We start from the raw sequence: 19,541 nt of genomic DNA, 5'->3' as shown, positions 1-19,541 counted from the left end.
TAAAGCAGGCATCGTGAATATACCGAATATCCTGGGACAGCGGTACTGTATAATGGAAGTATAAGTTTACTCATTTTTAATGCTGATTAATTGGCGTTCAGCTTATTAACTAATCTATCGGCAGAAAGGTTGGTAACTATTTTGAGTATAAATCCAAATATGGTGGAGATAGCCTCCCTCCTTGGGGAAACGTCACGTGCAACAATACTTGCAAGTCTGCTGGATGGGCGTTTTCATACGGCAGGTGAATTAGCGTTGATGGCTGCAATAACCCCTCAAACTGCCAGCTTTCACCTTTCTAAGTTAGTGGAAGGAAACCTTGTTATAGTTGAAAAACACGGACGACATCGCTATTATCAGCTAGTAAATGGAGAAATTGCGCACATTTTGGAATCGTTTCTTGCCATTTCCCCACCTCCTGAAGTTCGGTCGTTAAAACAATCAAGTCAGGTCAAAATGCTTCAGGAAGCCAGAACTTGCTATGATCATTTGGCAGGAAAACTAGGCGTCCAATTAACTGAATCGATGTTGAAAGCCGGATATTTGAAAAAAGAAGAGCGGGAGTTTACAGTTACACCCAAAGGAGATCATTTTTTTTCTGAATTCGGCATCGATTTACTTGATTTAAGAAGAATACGCCGTTCATTTTCCCACCCATGTTTAGACTGGAGTGAACGTCACCATCATCTTGGCGGAGCTTTAGGGAATGGGATGCTTACCCATTTTTTTGATTTAGGCTGGATAGTCCGTGTTCCATCTATTCGCGCAGTAAAAGTAACACCTAAAGGGAAAGAAGGATTTAAAGAAGTTTTTTGTATAGAGGTATAATTTAATAATCCCTCATGATGAAAAAGAAAGGTTCTTTTTCACCATGAGGGAATTTCTGACTTTAGCGGTAAGAATCAATCCATACGATTACTATAAAGCTCTTTTAACTAATTTATTTTCCTTTTGGAAATTGCTATTTACAAGATAGATGCCAATGATGATAAACAGTCCGCCAATCAAGAGTGAAGTGTATATCTGTTCACCTAATAGTGCCCACCCTGATAATACACCGAAGAAAGGTGCCAAAAATAAAAAGGCACTTGTTTTTCCGGGATCACTCTTTTGTAAAAGGTAATACCAAACAGCAAATTGCACGATCGAAGACATGATACTTAACCATAATAAAATGAACAACGAATTACCATTCAGTATGAAAAATGGTTTTTCAAGAATAAAGCTGCCAAGTAAAAGCAGTAAACCGCCAAAAAGCATCTGATAGGAAGATAATACCCATGTATCGGAAATCGCCCCCCATTTTTTCGCCAATAAAGTGGAAATCGCCCAGAAAACAGAAGAAAGAATGCCGAAAAGAATACCAACCTTAAATTCAAGTTGCGCTCCCATCGTAATAATTACTCCGACTAATCCTAATAAAACACCAATCCATTGATATAGTTTATAGCGTGTTTGTGAAAAGATCGTACCGAAAACAACAACAAGCAACGGGTTCGTGAATGTAAGAATCGAGGATTCACTTGCTGTAATCGTGCGTAAACTCAGGAAAATGCACCCCATTACTCCGGCTGTTTGAAAAGTGCCGATAATGAGCATTTTTATCCAATCCCCTTTAGAGTTTGGGTGCGGTCTTTTTAAAAAGATTACGATTATCGCCATTATGAGTCCGGCAAGTGTGAAGCGTAATGCTGCTAATAATAATGGGGATGAATAAGGTAGACCAATTTTAACTACTGCAAAAGAAGAACCCATCAAAAATGTCGTTAAAAGTATCAACACTGTAAATTTGTAAACATTCATTTTTTTATCTCCTGACATATTTAAATGACCAATCTACAGATAGTATAGCCGGTGATTATTTCAGCTCTCATCGAAATATGGAATACAAGTGGATCAAACTTAATGGTATCGACATATCATAGGGAATCTTCATAGTTTAATTGATATAAGCAACCTCTTTAAATCATCGTATTCATCTTTGAAATCAACTTAAGAAATAGAGGTAACCTCATCCTATTTTTCATATATTTCAAGAGGCAAATCATCCGGATCACTAAAAAAAGTGAACCTTTTTCCTGTTAACTCATCAACACGGATTGGTTCGACTGGAATGTTTTCTTTTTCTAAATCTTCAATCGCTTGATTAATATCTTCAACTTCAAAAGCAAGATGTCTAAGCCCCCTAGCTTCAGGATAACTAGGACGATGCGGGGGATCAGGAAAAGAGAACAATTCCAGCTGATATTCCCCTCCGACGATTAAGTCCAATTTATACGATTTCCTTTCTGACCGATATGTTTCCTTCTCGATATCACACCCTAAAATATTTACATAGAAGTTCTTTGACTTTTCATAATCGGAACAAATTATTGCTACATGATGTATTTTATTTACTTTCATTTGCTTCCTCCCTAAAAACATTGGTTATTTTCAATCTGATTTTACCAAAGTTATACATGTGCTTCCCTCGGACTCTACTGCACGATATGGTATATCCATTTCCCTTTGACAGGTCCCACCATTTAGATTAATTGCAGACATTAGAAAAGTTATATATTCATCATGGAAAATGCCAAGGCCATACTGTTTGATTAATATTATTGCTAATGGCGTATAAAAAAATAAAAAGCCCTGTTAGCTGAAATTCAGTAACATCAGGCTTTCAAGATCTAACCGGTAGAGTTTTTGCACTATATATATATGATTTCGAACAAACATTTATAAATCATACCCACTTTTTCCTGCATTGATTTCAAACTATTTTTACAGCAGGAATTGTTTGTGGATGTTCAGTCATGAAATTTTCCTTACCCGATTTCAAGGTCATGAAAGCGATAAAACAAACGACTCCGAATGAAACCAATAACCAAACAGCTCCATTAAACGATCCATCGAAAGCGTCTATGACAAAACCAATCGTTAAAGGAGCGATGAAGCCAGCCATTTGCATCTTTAAATTGACTACCCCACTGCAACCTCCATTAGGGTGCAGTTCACTTCTCGTATGCTTTTCTTTACCAGTTATCCGTTTTATCTAATAATTGATCAATATCAAATGCATCGAGATGAAATGGAATTGACTCTTCGGCAAGTTCTTCAGTAGAAAGAAGCAATTGGTCAATATCTATTATAGTCAAAAACAATTCCCCTCCCTTTTAATCACTTTACCCTCAAACAATACTTTAATAGTTAATTTTTTTGAGGGTATCTTTATTCAGAAATTGTTTGGATCCTTTTTAATTCTAGAATTTGAAGAATGAATAGCTCTCTATATGTAAATATTCATATACCAGAATACATTTCTAATAATTTCCATTATACCGCCAAATGAACCTGTATAATTTTACAATTGTATAACAATTATCGTTTAGCATTTAACTTGTATTTATCGAATTTTCAGTTGAGCCCAAAAAACTAAGAATGCTAATAATATCGTTCTATAAGTAAAGCGATTCTTTATAAAAGATTGCTCCCTATTGCGGAATAAGAACCGGTTGAAATAAAGCTAATTTCAGGAAATTCAAACCATATTCTTTTCCGGGTTTTACTGGTATAATATGGATGATTTTGTTAGTGAGAGGGGAGAAAAGATGAATCAACTTGTATTTAAGCAATTTGAGATGACGAGAGAATACTTCATCAAGAATGTAGAGTCCATTTCTAAGGAACTAAGCGATGTGCAGCCAGATGGCTTTAATAACACAATTCATTGGCATACTGGTCACGTTTTGACAATTACAGAACAAACTATGTTTGGTTTCCCGAATGTAACAACCCATCTTCCCACGAATTATATAAAGTTGTTTGGGAATGGCACAAAACCAGCCGATTGGACAGGGAATATACCTGCTATGGATCAGCTGGTTGTACAGTTGAAAGATCAATTAACTCGTTTAAAGCAAATTCCTCCTGAACAGCTAGATCAAGATTTGGATACACCATTCCTAGGATGTAAGACTGTTGGAGAACTTGCAGGTTTAACATTAATGCATGAAGCGACTCATATGGGGCAAATTCAGGCAATGAAGCGGATGATTGAGTATGTAAGTCTCAAAAACTGAATTTAACAAAGTGTTATATTAAGATGAAAAAGCCAGTCTAATAAAACTGGTTTTTTCTTTTGTTTATTATATTTTATACATCATTTTTTTCTACATAACACTCTCTATTTTCATTACTCCACAAACTATTCCTTATGAACACACTTAATCTACTTATTTTTATTAAGCTATTCTGCCCCTTAGCCATAATTTATCTAAATGAGATTTTCTACTATGTCAAAAAACAATCAACAGCAAAAAAATAGACACTCAACTATCTGTAGCAACCTTTACTGGTACTGAATTAGGACAAGAGCTTGCAAATATGTCAGCCATATCCATTAAGCGCAAAAATCAGCGCTCCACCACAGAGAATGAAAATCGTGGAAAATCGTCCATACTCATTTTATGGCTGGGTAAGTAAGGCGATGAACTATGGTGCCAATAGAGCCCATTCGTTAGTCTGACTCCAACGGCCTCGGTGCATCACAGACTGTCGCTCCCTTAAGGGGTTGACAATAAATAATGGATGATAACAACACAACCAGGCTCGGACCTTTTTTGGTGGATCTCATTAACTAGCTCACCTCGACAATAAACCCATGAGCTAGCCTGTTTTGTCCCTGATGATGTAGATGTACAAGAGTTCCCAGATTATCCTCTGAGGTTATTGTTTACTTTAAGGTATCCAATCCAACTTTAAAGAATGAGTTTAATCCATAAGCCACTGATTGAACCGTATTCGCATTATCCAATAGTGACTGTTTATTCTCCCCAGTTGGATTCTCTTTTGCACGTATGAAGGAGGCTTCCAGAGCTGACAACTTTTGTTTCAACTCATTGATTTGCTCTTGGACTGAACCCTTAATTGCAGTAGCTTCCCTGAAGCACTGTTTACCTTTTGGACTAATCGTTGCTCTGCTTATCTTCCCAGTTGTACTCTTTTTGATAGCTATGAGCTTCTTGTTCGCAAGTATCACTAACTCAGCCCTTACCACTTCAAGATTTTTATCGTACTTTTCAGCAATTTTACTTACACATCTTTCTCTATTGCATTCCTCAAGGAAAGAAAGTATTTGCTTTTGTAGATGATTCATATTGGTTTCTCCTCTTAAGTTTGTTTCCATTTGCAAGAATTATAAAGTTTCTTTCTACCGTTTCTTTAAAGTTTGCATACCATAAAACCCCAAAACACATATATTGTTTCGTATTTTCTCTTACAAAAAAACACCTTTAATTTATCACAGGAACCACAGAATCTAATATAAAACTACAGAAACTAACAAATGTTTTTTAAATATTCAATCAATCGCACAAAAATTGGAAGTATAAGCATTCATAACGTAAGGGAAAGAACGAGACAAGCATTGTTTAAGGATATAGGGACAAGAGGATCAAAGCCATTCGATTGCGGGAAGTATTAGGCTCAACAAATCGAAGAGTAAGAAAAACAGCTGCTATGTTAACCGAAATCGATGAATATAGTAAAAGGATCTAAGATCATCTCACCAAGAAAAGCTGGTGGCAGAAATTATGAAAGTAAATAAAAATATCCATATGGATTATACCAAGATAAAATTCTCTGGCATCCGTTAAGAAAATAGTTTTTTTCTGAAGTATATATCAATTAGGATTTTCCATCCTTTTCCCAAACAATAGTTAGCTCGGATTTTGAAGATATATCTTCTATAAATACTTCATCACGATTTCTATATCCCTTTTCTCCGTCTAAAGTTAAAAAGTCATTCCACCTTGTGAAATCATATTTCCACTCAAATGCTTTACTATTACTGCAACAGACTCGATATTATGAGCTCATGTATTTTCCTATAGAAATTGATTTACCGCTTTATCTCCAAGGCTTTTTACACTTTTAAATCTTTCAATTAATCTTTAAATATTCGTTTCCAATATCATAGTCGTCCCTTCTAAAAATAGCATTTTCTTAAAACTAACTTGAAATTTTTTCCACAATCATTTAAATAAAGTTTTCTTAATGAACTAACTGCCCAATTAGCCCATTAAGAAAAACCGAAATCAGGTCATTTCGGTTTTTCTTTTTTATAAACAGTACAACTTTTTTCTAACCCACAATTTCGATTCTTATTGCAGTTAAAACACCTATTAATATCCAATAAAACTTAACAGCTTTCATTTTCTTTTCATTTGTATATTCCACAAAACTTTTGCCCTTTTTAAGCCATTAAAAACCCCTCTAGATAGTAGTTGTAACATCGTTTGTTCGTGACCTTGTTACACTGCCTACCTTAATTATGACTAGAAAATCCACGTAGTCTAACTCTCTCGTGTCTATATTAGTCCATATTGATTTGAACTTGCCCAAAACTTTCGAACTTCTTATTAAAATCACTTGAAGTAAGGTCAGATATATGAACACCAGTATTCCTTGTTGTATGAATAAAACGACCATCCCCTAGATAAATACCGACGTGGGTTATCTCTTGACTTAAGTCTGTATCGCTAAAAAATACTAAGTCCCCTGCCTTTGGATCTCTGAGTTTCGGCAGCAAGGAATAGTAGTCCGCTGCCGAACCCCGTTTAAGGGAAATGCCCTGCTCCTTCATGGCCCAATAGATAAAACCGCTGCAATCCATTCCAATCATCGGATCATATTCTCCGAAAACATAGGTAAATCCACGTAGAGTATAAGCATACTTTATGACATCATAAGCTTTATCATAGGAAGCCTCTTGATTTGCATAAAATGGATACAAGGGACTGCTGTATATTTGAAGATACTGTCCCTGCATCAAGCTATCAGTTGGTAACGCGTTACGCTTTTTGATTGTATCCACCGATACACCGTAATTATCCGAGATACTTTTAAGTGTTTCATTATTTTGAACGACATGCTCTCCTTTTGGTGTATACGTTTTATACTCGGCTTGGTATTGTGCAAAATATTTTTCCATGGTAGATCTCACCTGAACTGTCTCCGCTCCGTATCCAGAATTAACGAACTGATTTCCCCCCAGATAGATCCCTGCGGTCACGACTTTTGAACTCCCCTTTTCCAGAAAAAATATAATATCTCCAGCCTTAGGAGTATTTGTATCCATTCCTTGCTTATAATAGCCTTCAACTGACAAACGGTCGATAGGCACCTTTTGCCGGGAGAGTACCCAATGAATCAATCCGCTAGAATCAAACCCTTTGTTAGGTGTCTCTTGTCCAGCCGTTTTTTTAAATCCTGTAAAAGTTTTCGCATAATTCCCAATTTGTTTCCCTCTCTCTGACCACTGATAGTTCGAAGGAGTATAGGCAGTCTGAATGGTTAACTTCTGGCCAATATATAACTTACCGTCCGGTAAACCATTCATATCCATCAATTGCTCTGTCGATATATCATAGAACGCTGCAATCGATTCTACCGTTTCTTGAGAGGATACAGTATGCACTGGATCTGCTGCTTCAACTTTTAAGCCAGATAAAAAAGTAAAACTAACCATGCCTAGTAATAAAAACACCATACTACCTAATATTCTTTTCGCCATTTGACCCTTCCTTTATCATACAGATTTTGTTCCTTCCTATTGAAATTATGTAATAAATTATCAACTGTATAACTTTAACATAAAAATACTATTAATTGGATTCACTTCCACTTTCATCATTGAACTAACCTTCTCTTTTGTTTATACTTTTGCGATATTAATATAAGGCCATTTTGTAAGAAATTGCTCCTTCGCAAAAGTGTCTTTTACGAAATACGCTATTAAGCTAATTATAGGATCAACAATAAAAACGATCTGACGCGAAATACAAAAAGCTCAGTTCCAAAGTAAAAAAGAACTGAGATCAGACTGTAGACGAACTCGCTGAAGAACAAGTTTGTCTCAATTTTTATAAAACCTTGAACGTCGCTTGGAACATAGGGCACTCGTTTTTCGCGGGCGGTATAAAGCGACCAATCTAGATCGCAATCAAATTATCCGTTTGGCCTTATTTATCACTGCACATTCAAAAAAGTAGAAAAGTTTCCTCCATAAACATAAAAAATTACTGAATTCCCTCTCCCCTGCAACTGCTTGTATCGTTTCTTCTTCCAAGAAAAATGTATTTAGCATTCCCCGGTATTTTTTTATACTATGCAAAAAAAGAGCCCTCCAGCAGAGTTGAGTAATCTAAATCACTCATCTTACGGAAGAAGCTCCATTTCACACGCAATTATCACATCTAACGATTTTCCTGATTGATAGAACCAGCTATTAACCCTTACACGGTTTTATACTGCCGTATAACCGCCGTCGACAATTAGGCTAGTGCCAGTAACAAATGATGCATCGTCACTTGCAAGGAAGAGAACGGCTTTAGCCACTTCTTCCGCTCTGCCTAAACGGCCGATTGGATGTAAATCGATCAAACCTTGTCTTATTTCACCTTGTGCTTCAGCAATAAGTGGTGTATCAATATATCCAGGGCAAACTGCATTGACACGAATGCCATCTTTCGCATAAGTCGCACCTAATGTTTGTGTCAATAGTTTGACACCGCCTTTAGCAGCAGAATAGGCTGTTACCCCCGGTTTCCCTGCATGGCTATGGATGGAGCCTGTATTGACAATGGAGCCGCCAGTAGATTGTTTTTGCATTTGCTCTATCGCATATTTATCGGATAGGAAGACACCGGATAAATTAATATCAATCGTTTTTTGCCATTGCTCGTAGCTTAACTCATGGATGTTTCCGTCTCTGGCAATTCCTGCGTTTGCGAACATGATATCCAGTTTTCCATATTTGTTAACCGTCTCTTCGATCATATTCTTTACGTCATTTTCATTCGTCACGTCAGTTTTAACAAAAAGAGTATCATACCCTTTTCCATTTAACTCTTCTGACACCGCTTGTCCATGATCAGCAAAATCGGCAATGACCACCTTTGCTCCTTCTTCTGCAAATAATTGAGCCGTACTTGCTCCAATCCCGCTTGCTCCCCCTGTTACGATTGCCACTTTATTTTCTAATCTCATATCTAAACACTCCTTTGTTTTAGTTACTACTATCCGCTAGAAAGTCAGGTTTTAGCGAGCAGTCGCTCCGCCGTCTATCACAAATTCAGTACCCGTCGTATAGGAAGATTCGTCCGAGGCAATGAAAAGCACTGTATTCGCCACATTATTGACACTGCCCAGATGTCCCAACGGGAATTCTTTACCCAATTCATCTTTTGAACTGCCCGTTTGTTCAGAAGCATAGTCCGCCATCCCGGTATCGATATATCCTGGGTGAATCGAGTTTACACGTACCCCTTTTGAAGCATACTCGATGGCAGCATCTTTAGTCATTGTCCGGACCGCTCCCTTGCTTGCACCGTATAGTACATGACCAGGGGCGCCAATCAAGCCTGCAATGGAGGAAGCGTTTATGACCGAACCTTTATTTTGTTTCGCCATCAGTGGCATAATGTGTTTCATTCCCAAGAATACACCTGTCACGTTTATCGACATGAGGCGATTCCATTCCTCCAGTTCAATCTCCGCAACCGGTTTAATGATATAAATACCCGCATTGTTGAACAGAACATCCACCTTATCAAAAGTTTCGATCGTTTCCTTTGCAACCCTTTTCCAATCTTCTTCATTGCTGACATCATGACGGATGAACAGGGCCTCACCGCCGATTGCCTGAATGTCTTTCACAGCTTGATCACCGGATTCCTGGTTGATGTCAGTGATGACGATTTTTGCTCCCTCCCTAGCAAATAACAAAGCTGTTTCTTTCCCTATTCCTGTACCCCCGCCTGTAATGATTGCCACTTTGTTTTCAAGTCTCATCATATTACCAGATCTCCTTTTCTTATTTCCTACAGATCCCTTGAGCACCAGAAATCACCATCCCTAGAGGTTCTCCCTTAACGACCATTCCTATACAAACAAAAAGCTGATGACAATGTTGAAATAAAATGGCCATCAAATAGCTTCATTCTGTGTTCATACATTTATTTTACTCCTTACAATTTGAATTACTATCCTATAAAGTGCTGTATAATAATAGGGTTAGTTCCCCCTTTTTATAGGGTATTTTGTTTTTAGGAGAATGAATTCACATGGCTCATCCCTTTCATGCATATGAAGAAATAACATTTCAGCAATTCATATTATTCATTAAAAGTCATAACAAACGGATTGAAGAAAATATCAATATTCATTTGAATCTAGAACCCTTCATATTAGAACCTGAACGTAAGATGATACAAACATTACTGGAATCATTTTTACTATTTTTATCCGCTCCAAATATCGAGGACGTAAAAGACACATACGAAGAGCACATGGATACTTGGCTACAATCACATTTACCCCTTTTAAATGATAATCATTTCAGCATGTTCCGATTGATCTTTGAAAAGTCCATCGTTACCACATTGGTAAACCTGAAACATGCCCAAACCCTTTCCATCCTTATGTTCTTATTATCCATTTTCTCTCATCTCATCCATAGCTATAACAAGTGGACAGGCGACGAACCGGAGCAACACCACAAAACCAAACAAGAGCATACAGAACTTAAAAGACTGCAGCTACTGGACCAACTGGATGAACTTTTAATTATCTCAGCAGGATTTAAGGATTTTGCTTTTATCCTAAAAAAATGTGAGGAGTTCTTTAACTATAAAAGATGTGTTTTTTATGCTTATATTCCTTGGTCCAATCAATTTCACGGCACCATTGGATCCGAGCTGCCAAAAGTTCAGAGTATGAGGGGACACGTCAGTTCCAAGCAATCCATGGTATTCAATTCAAAAAAGCCGGTATTTATAAAGAATCCCCATATTTACATTAAAGAGGAACATATACAGCTATTTAATCTTTCATCTGTCATTTTTGTACCGATTATTCATGACCAGCAAGTGTTCGGCTGGCTGACCTTTGATCAATTAGGAGAGGAATTCGATTATTCAATGGATGAAATGACTTTACTTGAACAAGTCGGAAAACGGCTCGGTTTATATTTATCAAGAAAGGATGATGAGGTATCAATTGGTACCGACATACAATTGACCGAACGGGAAGCCATGATTTTAAATTTGCTGGCTGAGGGTTATAACAATAAAAAAATCGCCGAATTCCTGCAACTAAGCGAGCACACCGTTAGAGATTATGTAAGCAGTTTAATGACCAAGTTTAAAGCCAAGAACCGTACACAGGCAGTGGTTTATGGTTTTCGGTCAGGCCTATTGTAGTAAAATTATTACCGAATCTATAAAGAACCGAAAAAAGACCGAAAAATTTTTTTCGATCTTTTTTAATATTTTCAATCTTCACTTTTTTTTCTCTGTTTTTCCAGATAAAAACCATCCGCCTATAGCGATAAGAAGCATGACTGACCAAAAGATTATATTCCAAACCGGTCCTTCAACAAAATCGTGAGAGATAATGTGCACGGCTGGATGTGCAAGGGTATGCATCAATAACTTAACCCCTACCCAACCAACGATTAACATGGCTGCCGTTTCGAGGCTAGGCCGCTCCGTCAGTACCTTAACGAAGTATCCTGCCGCAAACCGGATGACGATTAAACCTGCAATGGCCCCTAATAAAATAACAATAAATTTTGCCCCATCCATTCCTCCTATATCCCCCATTGGCGTATCTGGCAAGGCAATGACTAGAGCGACTGCAGCTAAAATGGAATCAATAGCAAAAGCAATATCAGCCAATGCAATTTGCGCAACGGTCATCCGGTAGCTTTTCCCTTTTTTATCTTTTTCTCCGTGATCCCTTTTTAATAAATGCTTTAATGAGATGAAAATCAGATATGCAGCCCCAATGGCTTGAACTTGCCAAACATGGAAAAGGTACGAAATGATGAAGATTGCACCAATCCTAAATATAAAAGCCAAAAGCAATCCAATATTAATCGCTTTTTTTTGCTGTTCTTTTGGTAAATGCTTTGACATTATGGCTAAAACCAATGCATTATCAGCAGATAATAAACCTTCTAAAAAAATTAGAATAATTAACACCCAGCCATATTCCAATAATAACGATAGTTCCATGATACCCCCCTAAAAGCATGTAAAAGAATGCGTATATGACTTCAAACCCAACAACACTTTCTCCTCCAATATTGTCCCATCTTCTCTTCTTCCTTATTCAATCCTTCCGTCCAATTAGCTTACTCCCTATTTAAAGCAAAGCATCCGTCAGCTCTATAATATTCTTTTATGCTTAGACTTCATTCCAATTGGGAAAAGTTAGGGTTTATATCTATGTAATATATTTTTATGATGTTCCTGGCGTCTGCAATTGTACGGAGATATTCGTAACAAAAACATAGCCACTTTCATTTGATATAACTTCCATTTTTCATACAAGCTTAATTAAAAAGAGAGCTACGGAGGATAACATGGAAAGGTAAACATCATTGTTCCTTATATGATTTAGTTGCAACATTAATCAAATGAATAAAATCAAGGATCTTCCCAAATAATAGGAAGACTAATTAACAGGGAGGGATTTATATGGATGCTAAGCGTGTAAAGCAGATTCTTTCGTCTTCATCTGACATTGAGGTTAGATATAATGGCACTTCAGTTTGGATTGATAATTTAAATGAAGATGGAAGAACAGCTACAGTACATCTAAGAGGCCCATTAGAGGAAAGATCAGACGTAGCAATAGACGAACTTAAAGAAATATAATATCCATTAAAATAAGCTCCTCTTTAATAAGAAGAGCCAGTTTGTCTACAGTAAATTAAGGATTTTTACAAATTGTACGTTGATCTACTCTCCAGGCATTCGCTTTCCGCGGGCGTTCCGGGAAGCCTCCTCGGCGCCTTTGCGCCTGTGGGGTCTCCCCCTGGACTTGCTTTTCCCGCAGGAGTCTCACACACCCGCTCCCCTTACTTGTTTTGACCTTTTGAAAGAACCCATACCCCTCGTATTAAAAAGTTCCTTATCTCATTTCAACCTTAATTTTTGACCGATATAAATTTTGTCTGGGTCTTTAATTCCGTTTAGACTGACAAGCGATTTTACAGTTGTTTTATGTTTTTTGGCAATGAAGCTAAGTGTGTCGCCTTTTGTTACAGTATAAGTTGAGATTGTTTCAGTTTTAAATGCACGTGGTTCGTCAGTCCTAAAAGTATTTGTGGTATTTGTAAAATCCCTATAGGCTATATTCAAATCCACCTTTGTGCTGATCCCACTTACTTTACCTGAATCAGAATGCTGCCAAATGTCCGTGCTGCGTCCCAACGTCCTGTTGTACCTGGCAATCCAAAAAGCGTAATTCTTCAACCTTGATTCATCTAAATCATTTTCGAGAAAGTATTTACCAGTATACAACATAGCCGTGTATCCAGCTTTTTCAATGGCTGCTAAAAAAGTGATTGCGGCATCTGTCAGCGTTTTTTTATTTGCCTTTTTTTTATTTTCCTCAAGATCAAGAACAACAGGGTAATTTAAAGCAAACGAGCTGATTGAATCTAAAAAATAAGCAGCCTCAGCCTTTGCTTCTGCAACAGTTGCAAACTTTGCATAATGATAGGCCCCGACTTTCAATCCCGCTGCCAATGCTAGTGGTGCATTTTCTTTGAAATAGGATAGCTTAGAATAACTCGTTCCCTCTGTTGCTTTAATGAAAACGAACTTCACACCTGCCTTTGCAACTTCCCCCCAATTTATAGTACCTTGCCAATGTGAAACATCGATTCCCTTTATATATTCCATATTAATGACCTCCTCCTTTCTCAAAAAAGATTCACCCATTGGACATGATTATATTCCTTTTTTTCTATGTTTTATCATTATGTATCAGTTTTTATAAACACCTAATTAGCAGACATACCGTTCTATTGCCCACACTATAATTGTGGATATTATTTCCGTTATAATACAAGTAAAACATTAATATTTTTTCCTTCTTTATAAAAATCTTTGATCCGACTTGTATCAGGGTGTTGTTTATTTTATTTTTCTTTCTCCAATATCAATACCCCGCTCCCTATATCTAACATAGCCTGCTTACTTTAAAGCTCAAGCATCGATTATGTAGATTAAATAACCCTAAACCTCTTCAGGATAGAGCAATTTAACTTTTAAAAATGATGTCTCTCTCCATACCCTCCCAGGAGAAATATTAACTGCATCTTTTGAACCTTTTATTCGAAAAAAAAGTGTTGAATCTATCGAGACACCAAGCCTAATATCCTTATTAACATTGTTATTTTAACGTAACGAATATAAACCTTTTATGACTCATATTATGAGGTGAACAATAGATGGAAGTTAAAGGAGGATGACTTTAATGAGTAAACAAGTGGTTGGAATATATGAAAACGGTGAAGATGCGGTAAAAATTGTTGAAGAACTTTTGATACAAGGGTATAAACGTGATGAAATTTCTGTTGTTGCCAAAGATCGAAAGGAAACAACAGTGGTCGAGAGAAAAACGGGTACGAAGGCTGAAGAAGGATTAGCAACTGGAGCTGCAACAGGTGGAGTTATTGGCGGGACGGCTGGCCTTCTTGCCGGCGCGGGTGCATTGGCCATTCCAGGAATAGGACCGCTGCTCGCTGCTGGACCTATCGTTTCAGCACTGGCAGGAGTGGCTGTTGGTGCAGGAACTGGAGGATTGGCTGGTACTCTCATTGGATTAGGCATTTCAGAAAAAGAAGCAGAAAGTTATGAAACGGATATAAAGGCCGGAAAAGTTTTAATACTAGTTGATAATGATATAAAAAAAGGCCCCACTACTTATAGAAGATAACCGGCACTAATATTCATTCAGAAAGCAGTAATTAAGGCTAGATAATTTGTTTCAATAAATGAAAAGCTTCCTTTTGTTTTCAAAGATTATTTTATGTTATACTGATTTTATTAATATCAGAAGGGATGATGGGTGGCCGATGATTAACTAATCTTATTTTTAAAATTTGAAATCATATATTTCAAATCATACGAAATAGGATTAGTCTGCCCATTTTCTATAAATTGTAGAGCTATCATGAAAATAGCTCTTATTTGATAATGCACAGGTACGGCTAATCCTTCCATATGAACTGGGAGGATTTTTTTTATTCTCCCTTTAAGGAGAGGGATAATTATATGAAAGAACTATTAAAATTAACCAATATCAGCTTTGAAGTATTGGACCATAACATTTTTGAAAATGTTAATGCTAGTGTTCAACAAGGGGAAATCCTCGGTATCATTGGCAAAAATGGTGCCGGTAAATCTACGTTGCTGCAATTAATTAACAATGATTTAGAGCCTGCACATGGACAAATCCAATGGCTGCAGCAAGACTTGAAAGTTTTTATGGTTGAACAAGAAGTCGAGTCCCATTCTTCAGAAGATAAGACGCCTTCAGAGGTTAAATTACTTGATAAAATGCATGTACCAAGCCATGACTTCCGACAATTAAGCGGGGGAGAAAAACTGAAAGCCCGGTTAGCAAAAGGACTTTCTAAAGATGCTGACCTTTTACTATTAGATGAACCGACGAACCACCTTGATGAGGAAAGTTTAGAATTCCTCAAAGGACAAATTAAAAATTATGGAGGTACCATCATTTTTGTTTCGCACGATCGTTATTTTTTGGATGCTGTAGCAACGAAAATTTGGTCGATTGAAGATAAAAAGCTAATTGAGCACAGAGGGAATTATTCCAGTTATATGGAGGTTCGCAAACAGAAAAGACTTACACAACAACGTGAATATGAAAAACAGCAAAAAATGGTTGAACGGATTGAGGGACAAATGAAAGAAATCAACTCTTGGTCAAAAAAAGCCCATTCCCAATCGACCAAAAAGGAAGGAATTAAGGAATACTATCGCGTAAAAGCAAAGCGCATGGATGCACAGGTAAAGTCTAAACAAAAGCGTCTTGAAAAAGAGCTTGAAAAAGCAAAAACTGAACCTGTTGAACCAGAATACACTGTACGCTTTTCAATTCATGCAAAAAACAAGATGGGAAAACGTTTTTTGGAAGTTAAGAATTTAACTAAGTCTTTTAACGGTCGAACACTATTTAAAAACGTCAATTTCACGATTCAACATGGTGAGAAGGTTTCCATAATAGGTCCCAATGGCAGCGGAAAGACGACCTTATTAAAAATAATCCTTGGACATGAAACTTATGCGGGCGATGTATGGATTTCACCATCTGCAAAAACAGGCTATTTGACGCAGGAAGTGTTTGATTTACCACTTGAACTAACACCCGCCCAGCTATTTCATAAAGAAACTTTCGAGTCTAGAGGGCACGTTCAAACTTTAATGAAGCATTTAGGCTTCACGGTATCTCATTGGACAGAACCCATTAAGAATATGAGTATGGGTGAGCGAGTTAAATGTAAGTTAATGGAATATATATTAGAGGAAAAAGATGTGCTCATTTTGGATGAACCGACAAATCACCTGGACTTAGCTTCACGGGAACAACTTGAGGATACCTTGGCACAGTACACCGGAACACTACTCGTCGTTTCGCATGATCGATATTTTCTCGAAAAAACGACAAGCAGCAAACTCGTCATTTCAAATAATCGCATACAAAAGCAATTGTATGAATCACCCTTAAAAAGAGATGATCTGGAAGAACTGCGATTAACGCTTGAAACAGAAAGACAAGAAGTTTTAGGCAAGCTTAGCTTTATGACTCCAAACGATAAAGCGTACACAGAACTCGACCAAAAATTTAATGAGCTTACGAAAAAAATAAATGAACTTGCTGACAAATGACTATCAACTGTAACTTATTGAAACGGATAAATTAAATGTAGAAACCCTTAGAATGATTTAAGTCTAAGGGTTTTTTAGATAGGCTCTTTTCGTAAAGATTGTTGTTTTTAAACGAAACTATTTAAGGTTGATTGGAGCGTCCTGCGGGAGCAGCGGGACAGGTGAGACCCCACAGAGGCTTACCGCCTGCCCCGCGGAAAGCGAGCATCTGGAGAGGAAATCAACTACAACTCACTACCTGGTAAATAGCAACAAAGTATGTGAAAACTGCCTTTAGATAAGACTCAAATCGTCCAGGATTTTTGTACACCCCTCAGTTCGAAATCCATTTCCCTTCCTTTATACTCGCTTACTTTTCTTCAAGAACATGGATGAATCACGGTATTTTTCCTACAAGAGAAAACAAAAAAACTCATTGGTTTGAGGTGTTAAAAGGATATCGGTAATGATACGATTTGCAATTTTAACAGAATAATAATACCCCCTCCTTAATATGCTTTTAATGATGGATTTGTTAAAAGGGGGCATTAGTTATGAGTGAGAACACACAGGAAGCCAATATGAGGAATAACTCTGGAATGTTTGTTGCACGCTCTTTAGATGAGATTCGTTTTTGGTCAAGAATAATGAAGGAACACTCGTTATTTCTAAGACTGGGTTTCAGATGTGAAGATACACAGTTAATTGAGGAAGCTAATCAATTTTATCATTTGTTTGAACGGATAGAACAGCAATCCCATTCATTAACAAATCAAGCTGATCCCGAACAGATCAGGAGATTTAACACGGAGGTGCAGCAAGCTGCTACAGGCATATTTTTATTTAAAAGAAAAGTATTGGGATTAATACTCACGTGTAAATTGCCTGGTGCGAACAACTTCCCGCTATTAGTTGACCATACAAGCAGGGAAGCCAATTATTTTAGAAAACGATTAAAAGAATTAAATGAGGGTAAATTGAAACCTCTTGCAGATGCGATCATCAAAGAAAATGTTTTCTTTTTAAGAATCATGGCGGATCATGCAAAATTCATCGGACATCTCCTTGATCCATCAGAAAGAAAGCTGGTGGATATGGCGCGAAACTTCAGTAATGATTTTGATCAATTAGTCTTTCAAGCTGTTGACTTAGAGTCCATGAAACCGCAATCACAAACCGCCCCTCTTTTGGATCAATTTCTAGATCAGAACCGTGTTTCCGTCGTATCACTTCGAGACTTTAAGAAAACGGCCAGGGATTTAATCGAAGAATGCAAAATCAAGAGCATTATCCATCCACTTTTGGCTGATCACGTTTTCCGTGAGGCCGAACGATTCCTTGAAATTATCGATATGTTTGAATCCCACCTTACAGGTGAAACATACAATTAATTAGAGGTTTTTATATTATTGCTATTATGGATTAATATATTCAAATAAAATTGGCCCTTCTTGATATAGAGAAGGGCTTTGATATGTAAAAAGTTAAGATTGGGAGTTCACCAATGTTTCAAGTTTCTCTTTATCAGAAACAGAAATCCATGGTAAATCCTGATTGACTTCATTAATACCAGGTTGGATAACGCGGCTATTTAAAAGGTCACAAATACACTCATTTATTAATTGGATATCCTGGTCTGATATTTTTCGGTTATATGCAGCGGCTCCTGTTTGTTTGGTTATCCCCCCTATCAAGCCTCTTTGATTTAAAGAACTTCTGATCACTTCTCTGATAGCCTCTATACTAGTCAACGGAAATACATCAAGGTGCTTAACAATCATCCTAAAAATATCCTCTTTAGATAAATCCTGTTCAATATGCTGTCGCAATCATTCCACCCCCATTTGTCAAAACATTCTCCAAATGAAACGTAAAATCCTCCTTTTTCCCTAAAAAGGAAGATACACAATTCCCTTTTGTGTACCGCACTGACCCTTTATTCCAAATATAGAAATTAACACATAAAAACCAGATTCACTGACGATTTTCCGCAACAAATACAGCGCCTGACCGTTTTGCAAAGGATGCTTCATTGTATGGAAACTCATCCGCCCTAACCGAATTGATTTTTTCTTTGAAAATTAACATTCATATTTTTGGTAAATATTTGTATTATAATAAAATAAATATTTAATCTGTTACATTTTGATAAAGATTATTTAACGAAGGGAAGGTTGCTTATCTTTAAGACCATTCTGTTCATTCACATTTGCGCTGGAGCAATATGTCTTATTAGTGGAATAGGTGCTATGTCTTCAAAGAAAAAAAGAGGTATGCATACAATTTGTGGTGAAATTTATCACAGTGCATATGTTGTAGTCTTTGTCACATCCCTGACTATGGCAATATTGAATTGGGAAAGCAGCGCATATTTATTTTTCATTGGAATATTTTCATATTCTTTCGCATTTATAGGCTATGTAGCTGGTAAGAAGAAATGGAAAAACTGGATTGCCTCTCATATTAGCGGGATGCTCGGTTCCTATATCGCTATTTGTACAGCAATTCTTGTAGTAAATGTATCCAATATAACTATCTTGAATGAATGGAACCCATTAATTTTTTGGTTTCTTCCAAGCATTATAGGTTCCCCTCTGATTTTGTTGGTTGGAAAGAAGTATAAAAAATCCAATTCGATCTAAGTTCTGTCCAAATACCTCCTATTAACAAAAACCATTTAACAAATCCCAAAACAAAAAACCCTTCTCTATTAAGAGAAGGGCTTTTAACAATGGAGGAGTACCACTTAGGGGGTAGTACAATAATATAATTATCTCCAAACGAATACATTTATATTCACCCCCTTCC

20 protein-coding genes and 1 pseudogene are annotated in these 19,541 nt (G+C 37.0%); 9 read left to right on the top strand and 12 right to left on the bottom strand.

What is annotated here, in order from left to right:
* Positions 1-141 precede the first annotated feature (141 nt).
* Positions 142-828, top strand: coding sequence for an ArsR/SmtB family transcription factor (locus OTG27_RS16965; RefSeq protein WP_268937504.1), 687 nt, complete (start codon positions 142-144; stop codon positions 826-828).
* 90 nt (positions 829-918) lie between these two features.
* On the opposite strand, the gene OTG27_RS16960 is transcribed toward OTG27_RS16965, so the two are convergent.
* Both OTG27_RS16960 and gloA2 read right to left on the bottom strand, forming a co-directional pair.
* Positions 919-1,803: a DMT family transporter gene (locus tag OTG27_RS16960; protein ID WP_268937503.1), complete on the bottom strand. Its 885-nt coding sequence runs from the start codon at positions 1,801-1,803 to the stop codon at positions 919-921.
* 213 nt (positions 1,804-2,016) lie between these two features.
* The gene (gene gloA2 / locus OTG27_RS16955; protein WP_063576747.1) at positions 2,017-2,403 is read right to left on the bottom strand and encodes an SMU1112c/YaeR family gloxylase I-like metalloprotein; all 387 of its coding nucleotides are present in this window, start codon (positions 2,401-2,403) and stop codon (positions 2,017-2,019) included.
* Positions 2,404-2,798: 395 nt separating this feature from the next.
* On the opposite strand from gloA2, the gene OTG27_RS16950 reads away from it, so the two are divergent.
* Positions 2,799-3,041, top strand: coding sequence for a hypothetical protein (locus OTG27_RS16950; protein ID WP_268937502.1), 243 nt, complete (start codon positions 2,799-2,801; stop codon positions 3,039-3,041).
* On the opposite strand, the gene OTG27_RS16945 is transcribed toward OTG27_RS16950, so the two are convergent.
* Positions 3,018-3,140: a hypothetical protein gene (locus OTG27_RS16945; protein WP_268937501.1), complete on the bottom strand. Its 123-nt coding sequence runs from the start codon at positions 3,138-3,140 to the stop codon at positions 3,018-3,020. The two genes, OTG27_RS16950 and OTG27_RS16945, sit on opposite strands and share 24 nt — an antisense overlap.
* A gap of 453 nt (positions 3,141-3,593) precedes the next feature.
* Here OTG27_RS16945 and OTG27_RS16940 point away from each other — a divergent pair, with 453 nt between their 5' ends.
* Complete coding sequence (locus tag OTG27_RS16940; protein ID WP_268937500.1) at positions 3,594-4,064, top strand: DinB family protein; 471 nt, start codon at positions 3,594-3,596, stop codon at positions 4,062-4,064.
* 653 nt (positions 4,065-4,717) lie between these two features.
* On the opposite strand, the gene OTG27_RS16935 is transcribed toward OTG27_RS16940, so the two are convergent.
* The 6 genes and pseudogenes from OTG27_RS16935 to OTG27_RS16910 form a co-directional block, all read right to left on the bottom strand.
* Positions 4,718-5,140, bottom strand: coding sequence for a hypothetical protein (locus tag OTG27_RS16935; RefSeq protein WP_034313108.1), 423 nt, complete (start codon positions 5,138-5,140; stop codon positions 4,718-4,720).
* A 530-nt stretch (positions 5,141-5,670) separates the two neighbouring features.
* A pseudogene (locus OTG27_RS16930) lies at positions 5,671-5,745 on the bottom strand (hypothetical protein); the annotation flags it as partial.
* Between the two features lie 32 nt (positions 5,746-5,777).
* Positions 5,778-5,831, bottom strand: coding sequence for a hypothetical protein (locus tag OTG27_RS16925; RefSeq protein ID WP_268937592.1), 54 nt, complete (start codon positions 5,829-5,831; stop codon positions 5,778-5,780).
* Between the two features lie 527 nt (positions 5,832-6,358).
* On the bottom strand, positions 6,359-7,558 hold the full coding sequence (locus OTG27_RS16920; RefSeq protein WP_268937499.1) for a C40 family peptidase: 1,200 nt from the start codon (positions 7,556-7,558) through the stop codon (positions 6,359-6,361).
* A 731-nt stretch (positions 7,559-8,289) separates the two neighbouring features.
* The gene (locus tag OTG27_RS16915) at positions 8,290-9,033 is read right to left on the bottom strand and encodes an SDR family NAD(P)-dependent oxidoreductase (RefSeq protein WP_268937498.1); all 744 of its coding nucleotides are present in this window, start codon (positions 9,031-9,033) and stop codon (positions 8,290-8,292) included.
* A gap of 51 nt (positions 9,034-9,084) precedes the next feature.
* The gene (locus OTG27_RS16910) at positions 9,085-9,837 is read right to left on the bottom strand and encodes an SDR family NAD(P)-dependent oxidoreductase (RefSeq protein ID WP_156325042.1); all 753 of its coding nucleotides are present in this window, start codon (positions 9,835-9,837) and stop codon (positions 9,085-9,087) included.
* Between the two features lie 272 nt (positions 9,838-10,109).
* Between OTG27_RS16910 and OTG27_RS16905 the strand changes: the two genes are divergently transcribed.
* Positions 10,110-11,246 carry a LuxR C-terminal-related transcriptional regulator gene (locus OTG27_RS16905; protein ID WP_268937497.1) on the top strand — a complete coding sequence of 379 codons (1,137 nt, stop codon included), beginning with the start codon at positions 10,110-10,112 and terminating at the stop codon, positions 11,244-11,246.
* Positions 11,247-11,324: 78 nt separating this feature from the next.
* Here the strand turns inward: OTG27_RS16905 and OTG27_RS16900 are convergent, their stop codons facing one another.
* Positions 11,325-12,062: a TerC family protein gene (locus tag OTG27_RS16900; RefSeq protein WP_268937496.1), complete on the bottom strand. Its 738-nt coding sequence runs from the start codon at positions 12,060-12,062 to the stop codon at positions 11,325-11,327.
* A 465-nt stretch (positions 12,063-12,527) separates the two neighbouring features.
* On the opposite strand from OTG27_RS16900, the gene OTG27_RS16895 reads away from it, so the two are divergent.
* Entirely contained in the window at positions 12,528-12,707 is a 180-nt protein-coding gene (locus OTG27_RS16895) for an H-type small acid-soluble spore protein (RefSeq protein WP_034313120.1), read from the top strand.
* Positions 12,708-12,968: 261 nt separating this feature from the next.
* Here OTG27_RS16895 and OTG27_RS16890 read toward each other — a convergent pair whose 3' ends face one another.
* Positions 12,969-13,739, bottom strand: coding sequence for a GH25 family lysozyme (locus tag OTG27_RS16890; RefSeq protein ID WP_268937495.1), 771 nt, complete (start codon positions 13,737-13,739; stop codon positions 12,969-12,971).
* A 577-nt stretch (positions 13,740-14,316) separates the two neighbouring features.
* Here OTG27_RS16890 and OTG27_RS16885 point away from each other — a divergent pair.
* The 3 genes from OTG27_RS16885 to OTG27_RS16875 all read left to right on the top strand — a co-directional run bounded on the left by OTG27_RS16885 (position 14,317) and on the right by OTG27_RS16875 (position 18,124).
* Positions 14,317-14,778, top strand: a complete 462-nt coding sequence (locus tag OTG27_RS16885) for a general stress protein (RefSeq protein ID WP_268937494.1) — start codon at positions 14,317-14,319, stop codon at positions 14,776-14,778.
* Between the two features lie 338 nt (positions 14,779-15,116).
* A complete protein-coding gene (gene abc-f / locus OTG27_RS16880) occupies positions 15,117-16,754 on the top strand; it encodes a ribosomal protection-like ABC-F family protein (protein WP_268937493.1) in 1,638 nt (545 codons plus the stop codon).
* Positions 16,755-17,287: 533 nt separating this feature from the next.
* Complete coding sequence (locus tag OTG27_RS16875) at positions 17,288-18,124, top strand: DUF2935 domain-containing protein (RefSeq protein WP_106028409.1); 837 nt, start codon at positions 17,288-17,290, stop codon at positions 18,122-18,124.
* A 93-nt stretch (positions 18,125-18,217) separates the two neighbouring features.
* Here OTG27_RS16875 and OTG27_RS16870 read toward each other — a convergent pair whose 3' ends face one another.
* Positions 18,218-18,562 (bottom strand): hypothetical protein, encoded by a 345-nt coding sequence (locus OTG27_RS16870; RefSeq protein ID WP_057276208.1) that lies wholly within the window; start codon positions 18,560-18,562, stop codon positions 18,218-18,220.
* Between the two features lie 345 nt (positions 18,563-18,907).
* Here OTG27_RS16870 and OTG27_RS16865 point away from each other — a divergent pair, with 345 nt between their 5' ends.
* Positions 18,908-19,375 carry a DUF2306 domain-containing protein gene (locus OTG27_RS16865; RefSeq protein ID WP_095679504.1) on the top strand — a complete coding sequence of 156 codons (468 nt, stop codon included), beginning with the start codon at positions 18,908-18,910 and terminating at the stop codon, positions 19,373-19,375.
* Positions 19,376-19,541 lie beyond the last annotated feature (166 nt).

It is taken from the genome of Peribacillus sp. AS_2 (assembly GCF_026891895.1).
In the GTDB taxonomy this organism is placed as follows: Bacteria; Bacillota; Bacilli; order Bacillales; family DSM-1321; genus Peribacillus; species Peribacillus frigoritolerans.
Note: the sequence above shows the minus strand (reverse complement) of the source record. Positions and strands in the feature narration are given on the sequence as shown.

Bases quoted from the DNA above. Each gene is read 5' to 3' on its own strand.
- OTG27_RS16890 (WP_268937495.1), bottom strand. From the start codon at position 13,739: ATGGAATATATAAAGGGAATCGATGTTTCACATTGGCAAGGTACTATA.
- OTG27_RS16905 (WP_268937497.1), top strand. From the start codon at position 10,110: ATGGCTCATCCCTTTCATGCATATGAAGAAATAACATTTCAGCAATTC.
- abc-f (WP_268937493.1), top strand. From the start codon at position 15,117: ATGAAAGAACTATTAAAATTAACCAATATCAGCTTTGAAGTATTGGAC.
- OTG27_RS16915 (WP_268937498.1), bottom strand. From the start codon at position 9,033: ATGAGATTAGAAAATAAAGTGGCAATCGTAACAGGGGGAGCAAGCGGG.
- OTG27_RS16895 (WP_034313120.1), top strand. From the start codon at position 12,528: ATGGATGCTAAGCGTGTAAAGCAGATTCTTTCGTCTTCATCTGACATT.
- OTG27_RS16950 (WP_268937502.1), top strand. From the start codon at position 2,799: ATGAAATTTTCCTTACCCGATTTCAAGGTCATGAAAGCGATAAAACAA.
- OTG27_RS16875 (WP_106028409.1), top strand. From the start codon at position 17,288: ATGAGTGAGAACACACAGGAAGCCAATATGAGGAATAACTCTGGAATG.
- OTG27_RS16935 (WP_034313108.1), bottom strand. From the start codon at position 5,140: ATGAATCATCTACAAAAGCAAATACTTTCTTTCCTTGAGGAATGCAAT.
- OTG27_RS16960 (WP_268937503.1), bottom strand. From the start codon at position 1,803: ATGAATGTTTACAAATTTACAGTGTTGATACTTTTAACGACATTTTTG.
- gloA2 (WP_063576747.1), bottom strand. From the start codon at position 2,403: ATGAAAGTAAATAAAATACATCATGTAGCAATAATTTGTTCCGATTAT.
- OTG27_RS16885 (WP_268937494.1), top strand. From the start codon at position 14,317: ATGAGTAAACAAGTGGTTGGAATATATGAAAACGGTGAAGATGCGGTA.
- OTG27_RS16900 (WP_268937496.1), bottom strand. From the start codon at position 12,062: ATGGAACTATCGTTATTATTGGAATATGGCTGGGTGTTAATTATTCTA.
- OTG27_RS16940 (WP_268937500.1), top strand. From the start codon at position 3,594: ATGAATCAACTTGTATTTAAGCAATTTGAGATGACGAGAGAATACTTC.
- OTG27_RS16910 (WP_156325042.1), bottom strand. From the start codon at position 9,837: ATGAGACTTGAAAACAAAGTGGCAATCATTACAGGCGGGGGTACAGGA.
- OTG27_RS16920 (WP_268937499.1), bottom strand. From the start codon at position 7,558: ATGGCGAAAAGAATATTAGGTAGTATGGTGTTTTTATTACTAGGCATG.